General features: G+C 49.6%; 18 protein-coding genes. 13 read left to right on the top strand and 5 right to left on the bottom strand.

Annotated elements, in window-relative coordinates; all coding sequences use genetic code 11:
- Nucleotides 1-8 precede the first annotated feature (8 nt).
- Nucleotides 9-1,454 carry a TrkH family potassium uptake protein gene (locus VV1_RS04980; protein ID WP_011079077.1) on the top strand — a complete coding sequence of 482 codons (1,446 nt, stop codon included), beginning with the start codon at nucleotides 9-11 and terminating at the stop codon, nucleotides 1,452-1,454.
- A 47-nt stretch (nucleotides 1,455-1,501) separates the two neighbouring features.
- Here VV1_RS04980 and trhA read toward each other — a convergent pair whose 3' ends face one another.
- Both trhA and VV1_RS04970 read right to left on the bottom strand, forming a co-directional pair.
- Nucleotides 1,502-2,146, bottom strand: coding sequence for a PAQR family membrane homeostasis protein TrhA (trhA, locus tag VV1_RS04975; RefSeq protein ID WP_011079076.1), 645 nt, complete (start codon nucleotides 2,144-2,146; stop codon nucleotides 1,502-1,504).
- A gap of 152 nt (nucleotides 2,147-2,298) precedes the next feature.
- On the bottom strand, nucleotides 2,299-3,093 hold the full coding sequence (locus VV1_RS04970) for a sporulation protein (RefSeq protein WP_043920927.1): 795 nt from the start codon (nucleotides 3,091-3,093) through the stop codon (nucleotides 2,299-2,301).
- Between the two features lie 316 nt (nucleotides 3,094-3,409).
- On the opposite strand from VV1_RS04970, the gene VV1_RS24900 reads away from it, so the two are divergent.
- From VV1_RS24900 to VV1_RS04950, 5 genes are all read left to right on the top strand, one after another.
- Complete coding sequence (locus tag VV1_RS24900) at nucleotides 3,410-3,577, top strand: hypothetical protein (RefSeq protein ID WP_011079074.1); 168 nt, start codon at nucleotides 3,410-3,412, stop codon at nucleotides 3,575-3,577.
- Between the two features lie 118 nt (nucleotides 3,578-3,695).
- Complete coding sequence (locus VV1_RS04965) at nucleotides 3,696-3,962, top strand: YihD family protein (protein ID WP_011079073.1); 267 nt, start codon at nucleotides 3,696-3,698, stop codon at nucleotides 3,960-3,962.
- 275 nt (nucleotides 3,963-4,237) lie between these two features.
- Nucleotides 4,238-5,659, top strand: coding sequence for a cytochrome c oxidase accessory protein CcoG (gene ccoG / locus VV1_RS04960; protein WP_011079072.1), 1,422 nt, complete (start codon nucleotides 4,238-4,240; stop codon nucleotides 5,657-5,659).
- A gap of 51 nt (nucleotides 5,660-5,710) precedes the next feature.
- Entirely contained in the window at nucleotides 5,711-6,697 is a 987-nt protein-coding gene (locus VV1_RS04955; protein WP_011079071.1) for a serine/threonine protein kinase, read from the top strand.
- Nucleotides 6,698-6,729: 32 nt separating this feature from the next.
- On the top strand, nucleotides 6,730-7,335 hold the full coding sequence (locus VV1_RS04950) for a thiol:disulfide interchange protein DsbA/DsbL (RefSeq protein ID WP_011079070.1): 606 nt from the start codon (nucleotides 6,730-6,732) through the stop codon (nucleotides 7,333-7,335).
- A gap of 53 nt (nucleotides 7,336-7,388) precedes the next feature.
- Here the strand turns inward: VV1_RS04950 and yihG are convergent, their stop codons facing one another.
- Entirely contained in the window at nucleotides 7,389-8,270 is an 882-nt protein-coding gene (yihG, locus tag VV1_RS04945; protein WP_011079069.1) for a 1-acylglycerol-3-phosphate O-acyltransferase, YihG family, read from the bottom strand.
- A gap of 142 nt (nucleotides 8,271-8,412) precedes the next feature.
- On the opposite strand from yihG, the gene VV1_RS04940 reads away from it, so the two are divergent.
- A complete protein-coding gene (locus VV1_RS04940; protein ID WP_011079068.1) occupies nucleotides 8,413-9,387 on the top strand; it encodes a DUF2860 domain-containing protein in 975 nt (324 codons plus the stop codon).
- A gap of 38 nt (nucleotides 9,388-9,425) precedes the next feature.
- Here the strand turns inward: VV1_RS04940 and VV1_RS04935 are convergent, their stop codons facing one another.
- Nucleotides 9,426-10,949 (bottom strand): YifB family Mg chelatase-like AAA ATPase, encoded by a 1,524-nt coding sequence (locus tag VV1_RS04935; protein ID WP_011079067.1) that lies wholly within the window; start codon nucleotides 10,947-10,949, stop codon nucleotides 9,426-9,428.
- A gap of 469 nt (nucleotides 10,950-11,418) precedes the next feature.
- Here VV1_RS04935 and ilvG point away from each other — a divergent pair, with 469 nt between their 5' ends.
- The 5 genes from ilvG to ilvA are packed head-to-tail and all read left to right on the top strand — an operon-like array spanning nucleotide 11,419 to nucleotide 17,698.
- Complete coding sequence (ilvG, locus tag VV1_RS04930; protein ID WP_011079066.1) at nucleotides 11,419-13,065, top strand: acetolactate synthase 2 catalytic subunit; 1,647 nt, start codon at nucleotides 11,419-11,421, stop codon at nucleotides 13,063-13,065.
- Between the two features lie 11 nt (nucleotides 13,066-13,076).
- Entirely contained in the window at nucleotides 13,077-13,361 is a 285-nt protein-coding gene (ilvM, locus tag VV1_RS04925; RefSeq protein ID WP_011079065.1) for an acetolactate synthase 2 small subunit, read from the top strand.
- An 11-nt stretch (nucleotides 13,362-13,372) separates the two neighbouring features.
- Nucleotides 13,373-14,311, top strand: coding sequence for a branched-chain-amino-acid transaminase (gene ilvE, locus VV1_RS04920; RefSeq protein WP_011079064.1), 939 nt, complete (start codon nucleotides 13,373-13,375; stop codon nucleotides 14,309-14,311).
- Between the two features lie 12 nt (nucleotides 14,312-14,323).
- Nucleotides 14,324-16,165: a dihydroxy-acid dehydratase gene (ilvD, locus tag VV1_RS04915; RefSeq protein WP_011079063.1), complete on the top strand. Its 1,842-nt coding sequence runs from the start codon at nucleotides 14,324-14,326 to the stop codon at nucleotides 16,163-16,165.
- 3 nt (nucleotides 16,166-16,168) lie between these two features.
- Nucleotides 16,169-17,698, top strand: a complete 1,530-nt coding sequence (gene ilvA / locus VV1_RS04910) for a threonine ammonia-lyase, biosynthetic (protein WP_011079062.1) — start codon at nucleotides 16,169-16,171, stop codon at nucleotides 17,696-17,698.
- Nucleotides 17,699-17,717: 19 nt separating this feature from the next.
- Here the strand turns inward: ilvA and punR are convergent, their stop codons facing one another.
- Entirely contained in the window at nucleotides 17,718-18,638 is a 921-nt protein-coding gene (gene punR / locus VV1_RS04905) for a DNA-binding transcriptional activator PunR (protein WP_011079061.1), read from the bottom strand.
- Nucleotides 18,639-18,789: 151 nt separating this feature from the next.
- Here punR and punC point away from each other — a divergent pair, with 151 nt between their 5' ends.
- Nucleotides 18,790-19,995 (top strand): purine nucleoside transporter PunC, encoded by a 1,206-nt coding sequence (gene punC, locus VV1_RS04900; protein WP_011079060.1) that lies wholly within the window; start codon nucleotides 18,790-18,792, stop codon nucleotides 19,993-19,995.
- Nucleotides 19,996-20,008: the final 13 nt, after the last annotated feature.

Genomic DNA, 20,008 nt, shown 5'->3' with positions numbered 1-20,008 from the left:
ATTTTCCTATGGTGAACTTTCGTCCCGTACTGTCTGTAATTGGGCTAGTGCTTTCCAAGCTCGCCCTTTTCATGTACGTCCCTACCCTTGTGGCCTTTTTTACTGGCACAGGCGGCTTTCTTGATTTCGGCCAAGCGGTGTTGATCACCCATTTTGCCGCGTTTGTCTGCCTGAGCATTGGCCGCACCGCACACTTTAAACTCAGTGTGCGCGACATGTTCCTCATCACCAGTTTGGTGTGGACCATCGCCAGCGCGTTTGCCGCGCTACCGTTTATGTTTATCAACCACATCAGCTTTACTGACGCCTACTTCGAAACCATGTCTGGTATCACCACCACCGGTTCCACCGTGCTGAGCGGTTTGGATAACATGGCTCCGAGTATTTTGCTGTGGCGTTCGATCTTACAATGGCTTGGAGGAATTGGCTTTATTGTGATGGCCGTTGCGGTGTTGCCGATGCTTAACGTCGGTGGGATGAAGCTGTTCCAAACAGAATCTTCCGATTGGTCAGACAAAAGCAGCCCAAGAGCCAAAACCGTAGCGAAAAACATTGTGGTGGTGTACTTGGTACTCACCGGGCTCTGTTTGATTGGGTATCTACTGACCGGCATGAACCTGTTTGATGCCATCAACCATTCCTTCACCACGCTTTCAACGGGCGGCTACTCCACTTCTGATGGTTCAATGAACCATTTTTCTAACGGCGCACACTGGGTCGCCACCTTATTTATGTTCTTGGGTGGTTTGCCATTTTTGTTGTTTGTTTCTGCGATGCGCAAGCGCCGCCTTGATGCTTTGATCAAAGACGCTCAAGTACGCGGTTTTACCTACCTGTTTTTAGGCACCAGCTTGGTTATTTCAGCTTGGTTGGTGATTCGTGACGGTTATACCATTGCCGATGCACTGCGCGTGGCGATGTTTAACATTGTTTCTGTGGTGACGACGACGGGCTTCGGCCTAGAAGATTTCACCGCTTGGGGCGCACTCCCTACGACCTTATTTGCGTTTTTGATGATGGCTGGCGCGTGTTCAGGCTCCACTTCTGGCGGTATTAAGATCTTCCGCTTCCAGATCGCCATGACACTGCTGAATAAACAGATCATGAAACTGATTCACCCATCAGGCATTTTTGTCCAACGCTACAATCAACGACCAGTGAATGATGACATTGTGCGCTCTGTGGTGGCGTTTGGTTTAATGTTCTTCATTACCATCATCGCCATTGCGGGCGGCTTAAGCGCGATGGGGCTTGATCCCGTCACCAGTATTTCTGGCTCAATTACCGCAGTGGCCAACGTCGGCCCAGGCATGGGCAGCATCATTGGGCCAACGGGTAACTTTGCCCCACTGCCTGATGCCGCTAAGTGGCTACTCAGTTTCGGCATGTTGATGGGACGTTTAGAAATTCTCACCTTATTGGTGCTATTTTTTCCTGCTTTCTGGCGCCGTTAAGTTTTGTTTTGGGGCTCTATCTACCGCCCCAAAACAAAGAACCCGGTTTAAACCGGGTTCACATAAAGATAGATCGCGAGGAAGTGACACACACAACCGGCCAACACAAAACAGTGCCAAATGGCATGATTGTAGGGGATCTTCTTCGCCACATAGAAAATAACCCCGAGCGAATAAATCAATCCACCTGCAGCGAGCAGCGTCAAGCCTCCAATCTCTAATGAGATCGCCAATTGGTAAATCACAATCAGTGACAACCAACCCATCAACAGATAACTCACCAACGAGAAGCGCTTAAAGCGATAAACAAACGCCACTTTCATAATGATGCCCAACAAGGCTATCGACCAAATCACAATCATTAAGCCGATCGCCAAAGGCGTGCGCAAACTCACCAGCAGGAACGGGGTATAACTTCCCGCAATGAGCAGATAAATCGCACTGTGGTCAAAGGTTTTGAGCCAACGTTTCGCCTTAGGGTAAGGAATGGCATGGTAAAGCGTCGAGGCCAAAAACAGCACAATGATGCTCGACCCGTAAATCGCCATGCTGGCAATGGTCAGCCCGTCGGCATGGTGCTCCGTGGCTTTCACCAACAGCATCACCAAACCAACAATACCAAAAATCATGCCTAACCCGTGTGTGACCGCATTCGCCACTTCTTCGCGCACACTATATTGACTGACTGACATAGCAAATACACTGAAACCTCTAATGGAATAGTTGCTCTAGTATGTCACACTTAGCTTACACGTGTAAGCTAAAAAGGTTAAATTTTGGTTATTTGATGTCAGCTTAAAATGAGGGCGTATTTTTCGCTTTACCATCATCATGTTAGTGAATGCTAGGTCGTTTCTTCTAAATAACCCAGCACTGTCTCTCCCACCTGTTTTGCCGATAAGTTCAGTGGTAACACCAACTCACGCTGTAGTTTTCCTAACCCCAACAAGCTGGCCAGCATGCCTCTTCCCCCCTCACGATGGCGATCAATTTCAAACCACAACTTCAGCTCATTTGGGGAACGATAAGCCACCACTTCCAGCTCACGCCAACGACCATGAAATGGCCCAGTGGTTGGGACAAACTCGAACTCTTGCACAAAGGGCAGTTCAAAGCCTTTCACTTCCTCACACTCCACTTGGCGAATACGCAGCCCTTGCTCTTCCAAAGCGGTAAAAATGCCGTCCATCATAGGATCAGGCCGTACGGTGAGAATGTCTTTGTCTGTTGGGTCAATCGCCAAAGCGATATCCAAACCGGTTTCCAACCACACTTTGGCATCACCAATGGTAATCGGGGTGTTGAACGGAATGTCTAACGCAACATCAAACACCCGCTCTTCACTCGGTTTGATGACAAATGCGTATGGCAGACTCCAGCTGGCCAGCACATGACTTTGTGGCACACGGCGAGTTTGCTGCCCTTGAGAGCTGCTGCCGCGATCTTCTTTCACTTCCGCAATGTAACGACAACACAGCTTCAAATGAATATTGTCGATCTCTTGCTCGCTCGAACCGCCATAAACATGCACCTTAATATTGGCCGCTTGACCAGGGTAAAGCACTTCTTGCTGTAAGATGGAATCGACTTTCGCGCTTCCAATACCAAAACTGGCGAGGGTTTTCTTCAAAAATGACATACGCACCTCCTGCTGCTGTTCTGATAGTACTGATAATGTCTGATTGAGTACTACTATCTAGCTCACATCTCATCGGATATTTATCAATACTGTAACGTTTTGCAGACATTTTTTTATCGCTGCCACTGCTCAACTATCGATCGATCACCATAACGGTGCTACTCTATGTTCGATATGCATGCATATCATTATTCCTACACTTTTATTTGGATTGGCGAAAGCCAGAAAGAGCCAACCTTCACTCAACTGAAGCTCAACTCATAAAAATGTAGGCCATTACATTGGCAATGGATATGCCTGACAGTTAGGTAACTTAATGCGCCCAACAACAGTCAGGTTCTCGCACACCAATCGCAGTGCGATGCGTCGTCGTAGCGGCTTTGCCGCAGCTCCGACAAGCAAAAAAACGGCTTCAGGTATGACCTTGGTCGAGAAAAATGCACTTATGCCGCAGACTCCGGCTAAAGTCGTTCAAGCCGCTTAATGAAAAAGCGCAGCCACCGCTGCGCTTTTTTCTTTCTCTCCACTCGGTTTGTTATTTTGCTTCGCCAAGCAATTTGATACCTTTACGCCAAAGACCTATAAAATTTGTGGAGAAAGAAATGAAGTGTCACCGTATTGAAGAGCTACTTGAGTTGCTTGAGCCAGAATGGCAAAAAGACCAAGAGATGAACTTACTGCAGTTTATCGTCAAGCTAGCGGGCGAAGCGGGTTATCACGGCAAGCTAGAAGAGCTGACTGACGATGTGCTGATCTACCACCTAAAAATGCGTAACAGTGCGAAAGATGAAATGATTCCAGGCCTGAAAAAAGACCAAGAAGATGATTTCAAAACAGCGATTCTACGCGCACGCGGTATCATTAAATAAGTTAACAACTCATTCACTAAGCGACCTTCTGGTCGCTTTTTTATTTTCTGCCACTGTTCAGCGAAAAATTGCGTTAATTGTCCTGCTTTTTGTTGTTAAAGGTTGATAGCCTTAAAGAAATACAAATGTTATTGATTGTATAATCGTCGTCCATCAGTTTTTACTAAAATATTAGCAAAGCCTGATTGTGTATAAACACATCGGCATTTGTGAGCAAAGTCAGTGAGCGCAAACCAAGAGAAATTGCGCCATTAAAGCCTAAGAAGGATCAATCCATGAGTCAGGATAAAATCGATATCAAAGATGTGACTCCGAAAACCTTTAACCCCAAGACCCACAAAGGCAAGGGGGATCGGTTTAACCCAAATAACCGCATTTACGTACGTGAGAGTAAAGGCACATTCCAAAAACTGCGCCGATATGGTGGCTGGTTTTTGCTGCTGCTATTTACCTTAACTCCATGGATTTCCTACGGCGATCGCCAAGCGATTCTGTTGGATATCGGTAGCCAACAGTTCAACTTCTTCGGCACTACCCTCTACCCACAAGACCTGACCTTGCTGGCCTTGCTGTTTATGATTGCCGCCTTTGGTCTGTTTTTCATCACTACGTTTTTGGGCCGAGTGTGGTGTGGCTACTTATGCCCACAAACCGTTTGGACCTTTATGTACATCTGGTTTGAAGAGAAACTCGAGGGCAGCGCCAACAAACGCCGCAAGCAAGATTCCGGCAAACTGACGCCCAATCTCGCCATGCGAAAAAGCGCAAAGCATGTCGCGTGGTTTGCCATCGCGCTCGCGACAGGCTTCACCTTCGTCGGTTATTTTGTCCCGGTGCGTGAACTGGTGGTGGATTTCTTTACCTTTAACGCCAGCTTCTGGCCTGTTTTCTGGGTGATGTTCTTTGCCATCTGTACTTACGCCAACGCAGGTTGGATGCGCTCTATCGTTTGTTTGCACATGTGCCCATACGCGCGCTTCCAATCAGCGATGTTTGATAAAGACACCTTTATCGTCGGTTATGACAGTCAGCGCGGCGAACAGCGTGGCCCACGTTCACGCAAAGCCGATCCGAAGCAGCTCGGGTTAGGTGACTGTATTGACTGCGATCTGTGTGTGCAAGTGTGCCCAACGGGGATTGATATTCGTGATGGCCTGCAATACGAGTGTATTAACTGTGGTGCGTGTATCGATGCCTGTAATACCACCATGGATAAAATGGGCTATGAAAAAGGGCTGATCAACTACACCACCGAGCATCGTCTGTCTGGGAAACACACCAAAGTCATGCGACCTAAGTTGATCGGTTATGGCTTGGTATTGCTGGTGATGTTGGGTTTGTTCTTCGCACAAATTGCTGCCGTTGACCCTGCGGGCCTCAGCGTGATTCGCGATCGCAACCAGCTGTTCCGCGTCAACAGTGCCGGTGAAGTGGAAAACACCTACACCCTCAAAATCATCAACAAAACTCAACAAGTGCAAGAATATCACTTGGATGTGAAGGGGCTCAGTGAGGTAACTTGGTATGGTAAGCAAACCATTCAGGTCAACCCAGGCGAAGTTCTCAACTTACCACTCAGTCTTGGCGTGGATCCCGAGAAGCTCTCCTCTCCAATTAGCACGATTCAGTTTATACTGGACGACAAGAGCAACGACTTCACCATTGAAGTAGAAAGCCGTTTCATCAAGAAACTGTAACTTCAACCCAATTCATGGACAAAGGCTCAGCAATGAGCCTTTTTATTTACTATGTCGCTAGGCGCATTCAATTTTGACGCATTAACGCCCGATTTTATGTGGTATGCCCTTGAGAGCATCGGCATTCGCGCTGAATCAGGTTTATTGCCTCTCAACAGCTACGAAAACCGCGTATACCAGTTCACCGATGAAGAGCGTCGCCGTTTTGTGGTGAAGTTTTATCGCCCAGAGCGTTGGACGCCGGCACAAATTGTTGAAGAACATCAGTTCACTCAAGAGCAGGTGGAAAATGACATTCCTGTTGCCGCGCCGGTCAACATCAACGGTACCACCCTACATCATTATCAAGGCTACCAATTTGCCTTGTTCAACAGCGTCGGTGGCCGTCAATTTGAAGTGGATAATCTCGATCAACTCGAGTGGGTTGGCCGCTTCCTCGGTCGAATTCACCAAGTGGGTGCAAAACAGAGATTCCAGCACCGACCTAGCATAGGGCTAGATGAGTACCTCTATCAGCCACGTGCACTCCTGCAACAATGCAACATGATCCCGATGCATTTAGAGAACAGCTTCTTTCAGGATCTCGACCGACTCATCGCCGCCATCGAAGCGCAGTGGCCAAAAGACACTCACGCTATCCGCTTGCACGGTGATTGTCATCCCGGCAATATTTTATGGCGTGATGGCCCGATGTTTGTTGACTTAGATGACGCCCGCAATGGCCCTGCGGTTCAAGATCTCTGGATGTTGCTCAATGGTGATCGCCAAGAAAAGCTCATGCAACTCGATATTTTGCTGGAGTCGTATGGCGAATTTAGTGATTTTTCGCACCAAGAGTTGAAACTGATCGAGCCTTTGCGTGGTCTACGAATGGTGCATTATATGGCATGGTTAGCAAAACGATGGCAAGACCCTGCGTTCCCACTCGCTTTTCCTTGGTTTAATGAGCCAAAATACTGGGAAGGTCAGGTATTGGCGTTTAAAGAACAAATCGCCGCATTGGAAGAACCCCCTCTTTCATTGATGCCACAATGGTAACTGCCTCAATAACATAACGGAGAAATAAATAGATGAAGAAACTGTTCGCGTTTTTTTCGATGCTGTTACTCAGCCTGACAGCCAACGCAGCAACCCAATTTAAAGAAGGTGAACACTACAAGGTGCTGGATACGCAAGTTTCTAAAAAGCCCATGGTAAGTGAGTTTTTCTCTTTCTACTGCCCGCACTGTAATACGTTCGAACCTATCATCCAGCAACTCAAAGCACAGTTGCCGGAAGGGGTAAAACTGCAAAAAAACCACGTTTCCTTTATGGGTGGTGCGATGGGGCCGTCAATGAGCAAAGCGTACGCCACCATGATCGCACTTAAAGTCGAAGACAAAATGGTGCCAGTGATGTTCAACCGCATCCACAACATGCGTAAAGCGCCAAAAGATGACGCGGAACTGCGCCAGATCTTCCTTGATGAAGGCGTTGATGCGAATAAATTCGATGCAGCCTTTAACGGTTTCGCGGTGGATTCGATGGTGCGCCGTTTTGACAAGCAGTTTAAAGACAGTGGCCTTTCTGGTGTACCTGCGGTGATTGTAAACAACAAATACCTGGTGCAGGCTCAAGGCATCAAAACCATGGATGAGTATTTCGAACTGGTGAACTTCCTGCTGAAAAAACAGTAAACACCCAACAAAAACTCACCAACAAAACAGGGAGCCGCTGTGCTCCCTGATGTTTATCCTTTGTGGATCTCTTTCAACAACTGATCTTTTTCTTGCCAAACATCCCCTAACCAGAGCTGAAATTGGCGTTTATACGGCTTATCGTTGAAGTAATCCCCTTTCACCTGATCATCCACTGGCAACAAACGAATCTTTACAACCACTTTGCGCATCCGACCCATTAACATATCTTGGAAAGGTTTATCGGTATTTTTCGGGTAGGCTAACGTCACATCGATAATGTGATCAAACTGCTCACCCATCGCCGCGAGTGTATAAGCGATACCGCCGGATTTCGGCTGCAGCAAATAATCATACCCCGCGTTACTTTTTTTACGCTTTTCAGTCGTAAAGCGAGTGCCTTCCACATAGTTGACTACGGTGGTGGGCGTATGGCGAAACTTCTCACAAGAACGACGTGTCGTTGCTAAATCCTGTCCGCGCTTTTCTGGGTGACGGATCAAGTATTCCCGGGAATAACGGCGCATAAACGGCATGTCCAATGCCCAACAAGCCATACCAATAAAGGGCACGTACAGCAGTTGTTGCTTGAGGAAGAACTTGGGCATGGGAATACGATCCTTAAACACGCAGCACAACACCACAATATCAGTCCAGCTAAGATGATTACTGATCATCAGATACCATCCCTCTTTTTTCAGCCCTTCGCCGCCTTCGACATCCCATTCTATGCGGTTAAACAGAGCGAGAATCACCGCGTTTATCGTCGCCCACAACCACATCATTTTGTTGGCCGCATCGGTTGCTTTCGCTTTCAGCCCTTGAGTCGGCAAGACCAGTTTGACGATCGCAATCAAACAGATCGTCATCGAGCACATTGCAGAATTAAGAATGACCAAAAAAACGTTAATAAAAAGTAACAGATATGCCAACATAGTGATGTTCGAAAACTCTTATATTCGATGAAGAAAAAAACAGCGTGTAATTATACTGCTCCCGGCCCAGTTTGGAATCTTTGTCAAAATGGTCAGATTAGTTTGTGACCGAAACTGTGGCAAACCACCCTCGTCAGGATGAATGGCTCAAGGATCTGCAATGGAAAACCGAATCTTAATCACCACCGCACTGATATTCAGTCATATGGCGCAAGCAGGACTGAGTGACACCGCAGGGTTTAGTGGGGAAATCTCACTACTGACTGGCTATGGCGCCTCTCAGTCACACTTTAATACGGAAACGGATGCAACCATCAGCAACTACTCAAGCAGCGCCAGCCGCGAAGGTGCCGCTCTGTTTGCACCATTGGGGAACATCGCTTACACCTTTGGTCAGCAGCTCGAACAGCAGTTTTACCTCGGTACCGCAAGAGAGGACATCGCTGTTGGTACCCTGGCCTTTGAGTTAGGTTATCAATACCAATTGAGCTCTGGCGTGGTGATTGATTTTTCATTGTTGCCAACCGTGATGTCTGGAGAAACTTGGCAAGATCCTTATCTGCTCAACCAAAAACGCACGGTCACCGATGAAAGTGGTATTGCGTACCGACTGCAGTTTCACAACCTCTGGGGTGGCAATGTTAACCTCGACACCGCATATGGCACCAAAGAACTGGATAAAGACACCATCACCGATCCAAGCCTCAAACGTGATGGAGAGAGTTATTACGCCAAACTGGATTACCGCTACCGACTCAAACCCACCAGCTTTGTTCAGCCAGCTGTGGTTTACTTAAAGCATCAAGCAGATGGCAAAGCGGCCTCTTATGATTCACTCGGGGCTGAAGTGAGTTGGTTTAATCTGTTTGCTAAGCACCGCTTAGTTCTGACCGCGGGTTATAAAGTGCAAGATTATCAAGCCGCCAGTCAACTGTTTGGCAAAACGCGTGAAGACCAGCAGCTCAGCCTATTTCTTGCTTATGAGTATGCCCAACTTTTCTCTTCCCCCGATTGGTCTTTCGTTGCTCTGGCTGGGTACAACCAAACCGACTCCAATATCGAGTTTTACGAGCAGAGTGATTACTTACTTTCTGTTGGCGTAAACTACAAGTTTTAACTCATCGCCAAGGCGGTTTAATCTAAGGTTTACCACGATTAAACCGCTTGCAGAGTGAGCTGTTTGAGCAAGCGATCCATCGCCCGATAACCGAGTGCTTCGGCTAAGTGCGCACGCATGATCTGAGGTGCGCCTTCTAAATCGGCAATGGTTCGCGCCACTTTGATAATGCGGTGATACGCACGAATCGATAACCCCAAACGGTGCAACGCAGTTTCAAGAAACTCGGCATCCTGCTTACTTAGTGGACAAAACGCTTCGATTTCTCGGCTGCCCAATAGGGCATTCACCTTGCCATTACGATGCTGCATTCGCTCTCTCGCCTGCGCCACTCGCGCCTTCACCACCGCCGTTGGTTCACCTCGGTCTCCCCCTTCCGCCAATGTGCCTTTGGGTAATGCGGGGATCTCGAGTGACATATCAAAACGATCCAAAAGTGGACCCGATAAACGGCCTAAATAACGCAAAATCGCCTGAGGATTGGCGCGAGCTTGGTTCCCTTCGTAATAGCCCGTGGGGCTCGGATTCAGCGCTCCGACCAACTGAAATCGAGCAGGAAAACGAGTTTTACCTTGCGCTCGTGAAATGATGATTTCCCCCGACTCTAGCGGCTCGCGCATTGAATCGAGCACTTTGCGCTCAAATTCCGGCATCTCATCCAAAAATAGTAAGCCGTTGTGGGCGAGTGAGATTTCTCCAGGACGCGGAATGGTTCCACCGCCCACCAACGCCGCCATAGAACTCGAGTGATGCGGTGCGCGAAACGGCCGTTGCTTCCAATTATGCTCATTGATATCGCTTTGTGTTAAAGAAGCCACCGCTGCCGTTTCCATCGCTTCTTCCTCACTCATTTCAGGCAACAAATCTCGCAAACGTGACGCCAGCATGGTTTTGCCCGTCCCTGGAGGCCCTAAAAACAATAAATTGTGATTGCCCGCAGCGGCAATCTCCAACGCGCGCTTTCCTTGTTGCTGACCAATGATGTCTTGTAAATCTCGGCTGTGTGATGAGGGCTGCAATGCTTGCTTGGTTTGATGTAATGACAGGGCTTGCTGGCCACATAAATGGGCACAAACTTCAATCAGCGAGCACGCCGACTTATGCATGTTCTTACCCACCAAGGCGGCTTGATCCCCATTCGCATGAGGTACCACCAAACTGCGGGAGACCCCTTTGGCGGCAAGAGCGGCTGGCAGCACCCCTTTCACCGCTCGCAGCTCACCACTTAAGGCTAATTCACCGACAAATTCATGTTGCTGAAGAAACTGAACGGAGATCTGCTCAGAAGCGGCCAAAATGCCAAGTGCGATCGGCAAGTCAAAACGTCCCCCTTCTTTGGGCAGATCGGCAGGTGCCAAGTTGACGGTGATCCGCTTGGCAGGAAATTGAAAGTTGCTGTTGACGATCGCACTGCGTACGCGATCTTTTGACTCCTTCACGGTGGTTTCCGGCAACCCCACTAAGGTAAATCCCGGTAAACCGTTACTGATGTGCACTTCCACGCTCACTGAAGGCGCTTCGACGCCCACACTGGCGCGGCTATGAATAATCGCCAACCCCATCACTGCCTCTTCAATTTTAGTTGTTCTATAAATACAAGTTTTTTTATACAGAACTGTTATATAGCGTGAAGCGATGAGGCTTAAATGTGAAAAAAGAATGACTTTTTGCTTGTCACGAAACAGTTTTGTGTGTTACCACTAGTGACGCAAACAATTTCGTAGAACATTACACAACATTTTAACGACAGACAGATGAACTTTGCCGCTCAAATTAACTCTCTGATTAACCTGATTATCGTGGTCCTCATTAGCACCGCGCGGGGGAGAGTGGGCGCAAAATAACCACTAGATTGACAAACCCCCGCACTGAAAAGTTCGGGGGTTTTTTTTCAGCCATGGGTTGGCGAAGTTCTAAACTGATTGAATCACTTTTAGACAGTTCAGAAATGACGGGAAGTATGGGAGCGCACGCTATGTGCAAGATGTATGGAAACGGCTACAACCAAAAAAGTAGCCAAGGAGGCCAACGATGACAGGAGCAGAGTTAGTCGTTGCCGCATTAAAACAGCAAGGCATCAAAACCGTGTTTGGTTACCCTGGTGGTGCCATCATGCCAATCTACGATGCCTTGTATGACGGTGGTGTTGAACACATTTTGTGTCGTCATGAACAAGGGGCTGCGATGGCAGCGATTGGGATGGCGCGAGCCACGCAGGATGTTGCGGTGTGTATGGCCACATCGGGTCCCGGAGCCACCAACCTTGTCACCGGTTTAGCCGATGCCTTTCTTGATTCAGTGCCGTTAGTTGCCATCACCGGTCAGGTTGCCAGTTCTCATATCGGCACCGATGCATTCCAAGAAATGGATGTGATTGGTATGTCGCTATCGTGTACTAAACACAGTTACTTAGTGACCGACATCAACGAGCTGGCCCCAACCTTGGCAGAAGCCTTTGAAGTGGCCAAAACCGGACGACCGGGCCCAGTGATTGTCGATATCGCCAAAGACGTCCAGCTTGCAAAAGCGCCTGTTGAATTGCTTCCTCCTTTTACGCCTCCAGCATTACCCCAAGTCAGCCAAGTTGATGTGGCTCGAGCCCAAACGCTTCTCGATCAATCCACCCGCCCGGTGTTATACGTCGGTGGTGGTGTGCAACTGGCTAAAGCGACCCACACGGTACGCGAATTTTTACGCCTCAACCCAATGCCTGCCGTCAGCACCTTAAAAGGGTTAGGTACCATCGAGCGTCACGATCCTCACTATTTGGGCATGCTCGGCATGCATGGCACCAAAGCGGCCAACCTCGTGGTGCAAGAAGCGGATCTTTTGCTGGTGGTGGGAGCACGTTTTGATGACCGTGTGACGGGCAAATTAGAAACCTTCGCCCCTCACGCCAAAGTGATCCACATTGATATCGACGCGGCAGAAATCAATAAACTGCGTCACGCGAATGCGCCTTTACGTGGCGATATCAATGTCATCCTGCCTCAGTTAGAACTGACACGTGATATTTCTCCTTGGGTTCATCACTGTGAAAGCTTACGCAGCGGCTTTAAGTGGCGTTACGACCACCCAGGAGAGCTCATCTATGCGCCGGGGCTGCTCAAGCAACTTTCCGATCTGATGCCAGACAACACCATCGTCTCCACCGACGTAGGCCAACACCAGATGTGGGCAGCGCAGCACATTCAGCCACGCGAGCCACAAAATTTCATTACCTCAGCGGGCCTTGGCACCATGGGTTTTGGCTTGCCAGCGGCGATGGGCGCAGCGGTAGCAAGGCCGGACGCACAATCAGTGCTGATCTCTGGTGATGGCTCAATCATGATGAACATCCAAGAGTTAGGCACGCTGAAGCGCCGCCAAATCCCAGTCAAAATCGTGTTGTTGAACAACCAACGTCTTGGCATGGTGCGTCAGTGGCAATCGCTGTTCTTCGATGGTCGTCACAGTGAAACCATCCTTGATGACAACCCTGATTTCGTCATGTTGGCGAAAGCCTTCGATATTCCGGGCAAAACCATTACCAAGAAAGAAGAAGTGGAACCGGCACTCAAAGAGATGCTCGCAAGCAAAACGTCTTACTTGCTACATGTGTTGATTGATGAAGAAGAAAATGTGTGGCCACTGGTACCGCCAGGTGCGTCAAACAGTGATATGTTGGAAAACACCTAGGAGAGCCACTGATGGAACGTTATTTATTAGACATCAAAGCCGATGACAAACCCGTGCTGTTAGAGCGTGTTCTCCGTGTCATTCGCCACCGCGGCTTTGTCATCAAACAAGTTGCTGCGACGCAAAACCATGAGAGTAAGGTCGCCAGTGTCGAAATCATCGTAGACAGCGATCGCCCTATCTCATTTCTCACCAATCAAATTGAAAAATTGTGGGATATTCGTAGTGTTGAGGTGATGAAGATTCGTAACGACGAACTCCCTAACAACAATCTACAACAACACGTAAGTGCATAAGGAAGGCAATAATGGCAACGAAAACAGCAGATTATATCTGGTTTAATGGCAAGATGGTTCCCTGGGCAGAAGCGAATGTACACGTTCTGACTCACGCCATGCACTACGGCACCTCGGTATTTGAAGGGGTTCGCTGTTACAACACGCCAAAAGGGCCGATTGTCTTCCGTCACCAAGAACACGCGCAGCGTCTGAAAGATTCTGCCAAAATTTACCGCTTCCCAATCCCCTTTTCGGTGGAAGAGATCATGGAAGCGACTCGCGAAACTCTGCGTCAAAACAAGCTGGATAACGCCTACATTCGCCCACTGGCGTTTGTTGGCAACGTAGGCTTGGGCGTTTGTCCTCCCACAGATACCGAAATGGATCTGATCATTGCCGCCTTCCCTTGGGGCTCTTACTTAGGGGAAGAAGCGTTGGAAAATGGCGTTGATGCCATGGTATCCAGCTGGAACCGCGCTGCGCCAAACACGATTCCAACCGCAGCGAAAGCAGGCGGTAACTACCTCTCTTCTCTACTGGTTGGTGGTGAAGCACGTCGACATGGCTATGCCGAAGGGATTGCATTAAGTGTTGATGGTTACCTTTCAGAAGGTGCCGGTGAAAACATTTTCGTGATCAAAAATGGCGTCATCACCACACCACCAGCGACGGCTGCGATTCTCCCAGGCATCACTCGTGACTCAATCATGACACTCGCGCGTGAGATGGGTTATGAAGTCCGTGAAGCCAACATCGCACGTGAAGCTCTCTACTTGGCAGACGAAGTGTTTATGACGGGCACTGCCGCAGAAGTGGTTCCGGTGCGTAGTGTCGATCAAATTCAAGTGGGCGCAGGCAAACGCGGCCCAATCACCAAAGCGGTTCAAGAAGCCTACTTTGGCTTATTCAATGGCACCACCGAAGATAAGTGGGGCTGGTTAGATTACGTGTACCCAGAGAAGAAGTAGGGAGACAACAGAATGCCTAAATACAGATCAGCCACCACCACTCATGGTCGCAACATGGCCGGTGCACGTGCACTATGGCGTGCTACGGGCGTAAAAGATGAAGACTTCGGCAAACCGATTATTGCCGTGGTCAACTCCTTTACCCAGTTCGTACCGGGCCACGTGCACCTGAAAGACCTTGGTCAATTGGTGGCAAGAGAAATTGAAGCAGCAGGCGGCATTGCCAAAGAATTCAACACCATCGCGGTGGATGATGGTATCGCCATGGGCCACGGAGGCATGCTTTATTCACTGCCTTCTCGTGAATTGATTGCCGACTCGGTGGAGTACATGGTCAACGCGCACTGTGCCGATGCCATGGTGTGTATCTCCAACTGTGACAAAATCACCCCGGGAATGCTGATGGCGTCAATGCGCCTTAATATCCCGGTGATCTTTGTCTCGGGTGGACCAATGGAAGCGGGCAAAACTAAGCTTTCGGATCAGATCATCAAGCTGGATCTGGTCGATGCCATGATCCAAGGCGCGGATCCTAAAGTCTCGGATGAGCAGAGCGAACAGATCGAGCGCAGTGCTTGCCCTACCTGTGGATCCTGCTCAGGTATGTTCACCGCCAACTCGATGAACTGCCTCACCGAAGCGCTTGGCCTTTCTCAGCCAGGTAACGGCTCTTTGCTCGCAACGCATGCCGATCGTAAACAACTGTTTATCAGTGCAGGCCAACGCATTGTCGAACTGACCAAGCGTTACTACGAGCAAGATGATGAAAGCGCACTGCCGCGCAACATTGCGACCAAAGCCGCGTTTGAAAACGCCATGGCGCTAGACATCGCCATGGGCGGCTCAACCAACACCGTTTTACACCTCTTAGCCGCAGCGCAAGAAGGTGAAGTGGATTTTGACATGACAGACATCGATCGCATGTCACGCATGGTGCCTCACCTATGTAAAGTGGCGCCATCAACCCAGAAATACCACATGGAAGATGTGCACCGCGCAGGTGGTGTGGTCGGTATTTTGGGCGAACTTAACCGAGCGGGCCTGCTGCACAATCAATCGAAAACGGTGCTTGGCCTCACTTGGGAAGAACAGCTTGCCCAATACGACATCATGCTGACCGATTCGGAAGAGGTGAAACGCTTCTACCGTGCAGGCCCTGCGGGTATTCGTACCACCCAAGCATTCTCGCAAGATTGCCGCTGGGATACCTTGGATGACGATCGCGCCCAAGGCTGTATTCGCACCAAAGAAAACGCCTTTAGCCAAGATGGTGGCCTTGCTGTCCTCAAAGGCAATATTGCGCTGGATGGCTGTATCGTTAAGACGGCGGGTGTGGATGAAAGCATTCTAAAATTCACTGGCCCTGCTGTGGTTTTTGAAAGCCAAGAAGACGCGGTGGAAGGTATCTTGGGTGGCAAAGTCAAAGCGGGCGATGTGGTGGTGATTCGCTACGAAGGCCCGAAAGGCGGCCCAGGCATGCAAGAGATGCTCTACCCTACCACGTATTTGAAATCGATGGGTCTAGGCAAAGCGTGCGCGCTACTGACCGACGGACGTTTCTCTGGCGGCACATCGGGTCTTTCCATCGGCCACGCCTCACCAGAAGCGGCCAACGGCGGCGCGATCGGTTTGGTCAAACAGGGCGACTTGATTGCCATCGACATTCCAAATCGCACGATTTCTCTGCAAGTTTCCGATCAAGAAATGGCAGAGCGCCGAGCAGAACAAGACGCGCTTGGCTGGAAACCCGTCTCTCGCCAACGCGAAGTGTCGTTTGCACTGAAAGCCTACGCCAGCATGGCAACCAGTGCCGACAAAGGTGCGGTAAGAGACAAGTCAAAGCTTGAGGGCTAAGCAATGTCATTAACCCAACAAACTGGCGCAGACTACCTGCGCCAGATACTACGCGCTCCTGTGTATGAAGTGGCGACCGTCACCCCCTTGCAAGAGATGCCGCGTTTGTCCGCACGTATTGGCAACAATGTGCAGATCAAACGTGAAGACCGCCAGCCGGTGCATTCGTTTAAATTACGTGGCGCTTACAATATGGTGGCCAATCTGTCGCAAGCACAGAAGGACGCGGGGGTGATTACTGCCTCTGCGGGCAACCATGCGCAAGGCATGGCTCTGTCAGGCACACGCCTTGGCATTGAAACCACCATCGTGATGCCTCGCACGACGCCAGATATCAAAGTCGACGCAGTGCGCGGCTTTGGCGGCAAAGTCGTCTTGCACGGCAGCAACTTCGATGAAGCCAAAGCCGAAGCCGAGCGTCTTTCGCAAGAGAAAGGCTACACTTTTGTCCCGCCTTTCGATCATCCTTTAGTGATTGCTGGGCAAGGCACCATCGGCATGGAAATGCTGCAGCAAAACGGCCATCTCGACCACATTTTCGTCCCTGTTGGGGGCGGTGGCTTAGCCGCTGGTGTGGCGGTGTTGGTGAAACAGCTGATGCCAGAGATCAAAGTCATTGCGGTGGAACCTGAAGATTCTGCCTGCCTTAAGGCGGCATTGGATGCTGGTGAGCCTGTGGTGCTGGATCAAGTCAGTATGTTTGCTGATGGTGTGGCGGTAAAACGCATTGGCGATGAAACTTTCCGTCTATGCCAGCACTACATTGACGATCACGTCACCGTCTCCAGTGATGAAATCTGCGCGGCGGTCAAAGATATTTTCGAAGACACCCGTGCGATTGCTGAGCCTTCCGGAGCACTGGCGCTGGCGGGGCTGAAAAAGTATGCCGAGAAACACAAACTCAAAGGACACAACTTGGGTACCGTGCTTTCGGGTGCCAATACCAACTTCCACGGTTTACGTTATGTTTCCGAGCGCTGTGAGCTAGGTGAAAAACGCGAAGGCTTACTTGCGGTGACCATTCCAGAGCGCAAAGGGGCGTTTTTTGAGTTCTGCCATTTGATTGGTGGCCGTGCGGTGACGGAGTTCAACTACCGTTACAACGACGACTCGCTGGCCAATATTTTTGTCGGCGTTCGTCTGCAAAATGGTCAAGAGGAGTTGGATGGTATCATTCGCGACTTACGCGAAGGCGGCTACCCAGTGGTGGACCTTTCTGAGGATGAAATGGCCAAGCTGCACGTACGCTATATGATTGGCGGTAAACCCTCCAAACCACTCAAAGAGCGCTTATACAGCTTTGAGTTTCCAGAATACCCAGGCGCGCTGCTTAAGTTCCTGAGCACGCTGGGCACACACTGGAACATTAGCCTGTTTAACTACCGCAACCATGGAGCCGATTATGGCCGCGTACTGTGTGGTTTTGAGCTTGATGAGAGTGATTTATCCCGCTTTTCGGCGCATTTGCGCGAACTTGGCTACCAATGCAAAGATGTCACGGATAACCCATCCTACCGTTTCTTTCTTTCCTAATGCTGTTAAAAACGCCCTGTCAGACAGGGCGTTTTGTTTCGCTCAGCAACCAATCTTGATGCAGTTGATGTGAGTTTCCTAAGTAGTCCACCATCCACTGAATCAACTTGTGGTTGTCATCTTTTCGCCACACCAGACAACATTGACTCAGCGGTTTGTCGTCCGGTAGCACCTTTTCCACCAGCACACCGTCGTTGATCAGTGGCATGGCAATATGACGCGGCATATAACCCACGCCTACGCCATTTTTTAAACACTCGATAGCACTGTACCAATTGGGCAACAACAGACGACGCTGCTGCGGATAATGTCCAGTATGGCGCTTGGGTAGCACACTGGAGGTATCATCCAAACAGATCGCGGGAAACTGACTGACAAACGCTTCTGTCAGCACTTGCTGACGCACGCAAGGATGCGCTGGAGACATAACAAACGCCCAATCCAATCGTCCCATATCGCGCACTTCAAAATCGCCCCCAACAGGAATGGCCGAGGTGGCGCCGATGACGATATCCGCGCGCCCTTGGGCAATCGCCTCCCAAGAACCATTGAACACTTCCATATTGATTTGCAGTTCTGCAAAATCGAATTCGCGATAGAAATCCTCGACCAAAGGCTTGAGTTTGTCGAGCTTGACCACGTTATCCAGCGTCAACTTCAGCGTGGATTGCCAGCCTTGCGCCGCGCGCCGCGTCTGCGATTTCACTTCTTCCATCTGCCTTAGCAGCATTCTCGCTTCGGCGATGAACAGCTCACCTGCTGGGGTCAGTTCTACTTTTCTCGGTAAACGGCGGAACAGCAACACGCCAAGTTCTTGTTCCACCTGACGCACACCATAACTGATGGCCGAGGGCACTTTGTGCAACACCTCAGCGGCGGCAGTAAAACTGCCTAAACGAGCGACGGTATCCAACATTTCTAGCGATGGCTTTGAAAACACAGCTTACCTTTCAAAAATTTTGATTGATAACCATGAATTTTAGCGTTTTATTTTCTCAAAAGCGAAAAATAGAATAGCAGGGCATATAAATCAGGGTTGGCGCCAACTGATCACAAAACATTTGTAGTGAAAAAAATTGAATGGAATAAGTATGAACATTTCAAAATTACAGCTTGTGTATCTTGCAGCCCTCTCGATGCTCGGCTTTGTCGCAACAGACATGTATCTCCCTGCGTTTAAAGCGATGGAAATCGACTTTATGACCGGACCAGAACAGATCGCGCTTTCCTTAACGGTCTTTTTAGTCGGCATGGCAGTCGGTCAACTGCTTTGGGGTCTTGCCTCTGATAAGTTTGGTCACCGCAATACCTTGGCAGCTGGCCTCGCTCTGTTTACGCTGGCCTCATTGGGTTTGGCGTTCAGTGATCAAGTTTGGCAACTGCTCAGCTTGCGTTTTGTTCAAGCGATCGGGGTGTGCGCGCCAGCCGTGATCTGGCAAGCCATGGTCATCAAACGTTACTCCAGCAGTAGCCAACAAATTTTTGCCACCATTATGCCGCTGGTAGCACTTTCTCCTGCGCTCGCCCCTCAGTTGGGTGTTGTGTTGGCTGATAGTTTTGGTTGGCACAGTATTTTTGTCGCGTTAACGGTACTCGGTTTGGTCTTGGTTGCGGCGACCATGGCACAACCTAGTGTCGCCAATGAGCCAAAGCAAAGCAGTGTAAAATCGGATATCAAACATCTACTCAGCTCAAAAACCTATTTGGGCAATGTAATGATGTTCGCCACCGCGTCTGCCGCTTTCTTTGCTTACCTGACAGGTATGCCTGAAATCATGGCGCAGCTTGGCTACGATGCCAAAGACATCGGCATGAGCTTTGTGCCGCAAACCATCGCGTTTATGGTCGGTGGATACTTAGGTAAAGTTGGTGTGCGTAAATTTGGTGATGAAAAAGTCCTGCGTCAACTGATTGGTCTGTTTAGCGTCGCAGCGCTGCTGATTTTCATCGCATCACAATGGCAATTAACGTCTATTTGGCCAATCTTAGCGCCATTCTGTTTGATTGCCGTGGCAAATGGTGCCCTTTACCCTATCGTGGTTAACCGCGCACTTGCCAGTGCTAAGCAAAGCCCAGCCACAGCCGCAGGTTTGCAAAACAGCTTACAAATCACCGTCAGCAGCTTATCTAGCGCGCTGGTCGCCGCTCTTGCTAGCCAAGCGCAAGCGGTTACCGGTATTGCGATTGTTCTCTGTATGGGCGGACTTTGGATCGGCTATATCGTCTCCAACAAAGAGTTGTCGCAGCACTTCACAACACCAGACAATGCACGCGTAGTGAGTGATGAAGAGATCTAATCTCTAGCAACAC

It is taken from the genome of Vibrio vulnificus CMCP6, assembly GCF_000039765.1.
Lineage (GTDB): Bacteria > Pseudomonadota > Gammaproteobacteria > Enterobacterales > Vibrionaceae > Vibrio > Vibrio vulnificus_B.
This window is presented reverse-complemented; position numbering and strand designations above follow the sequence as displayed.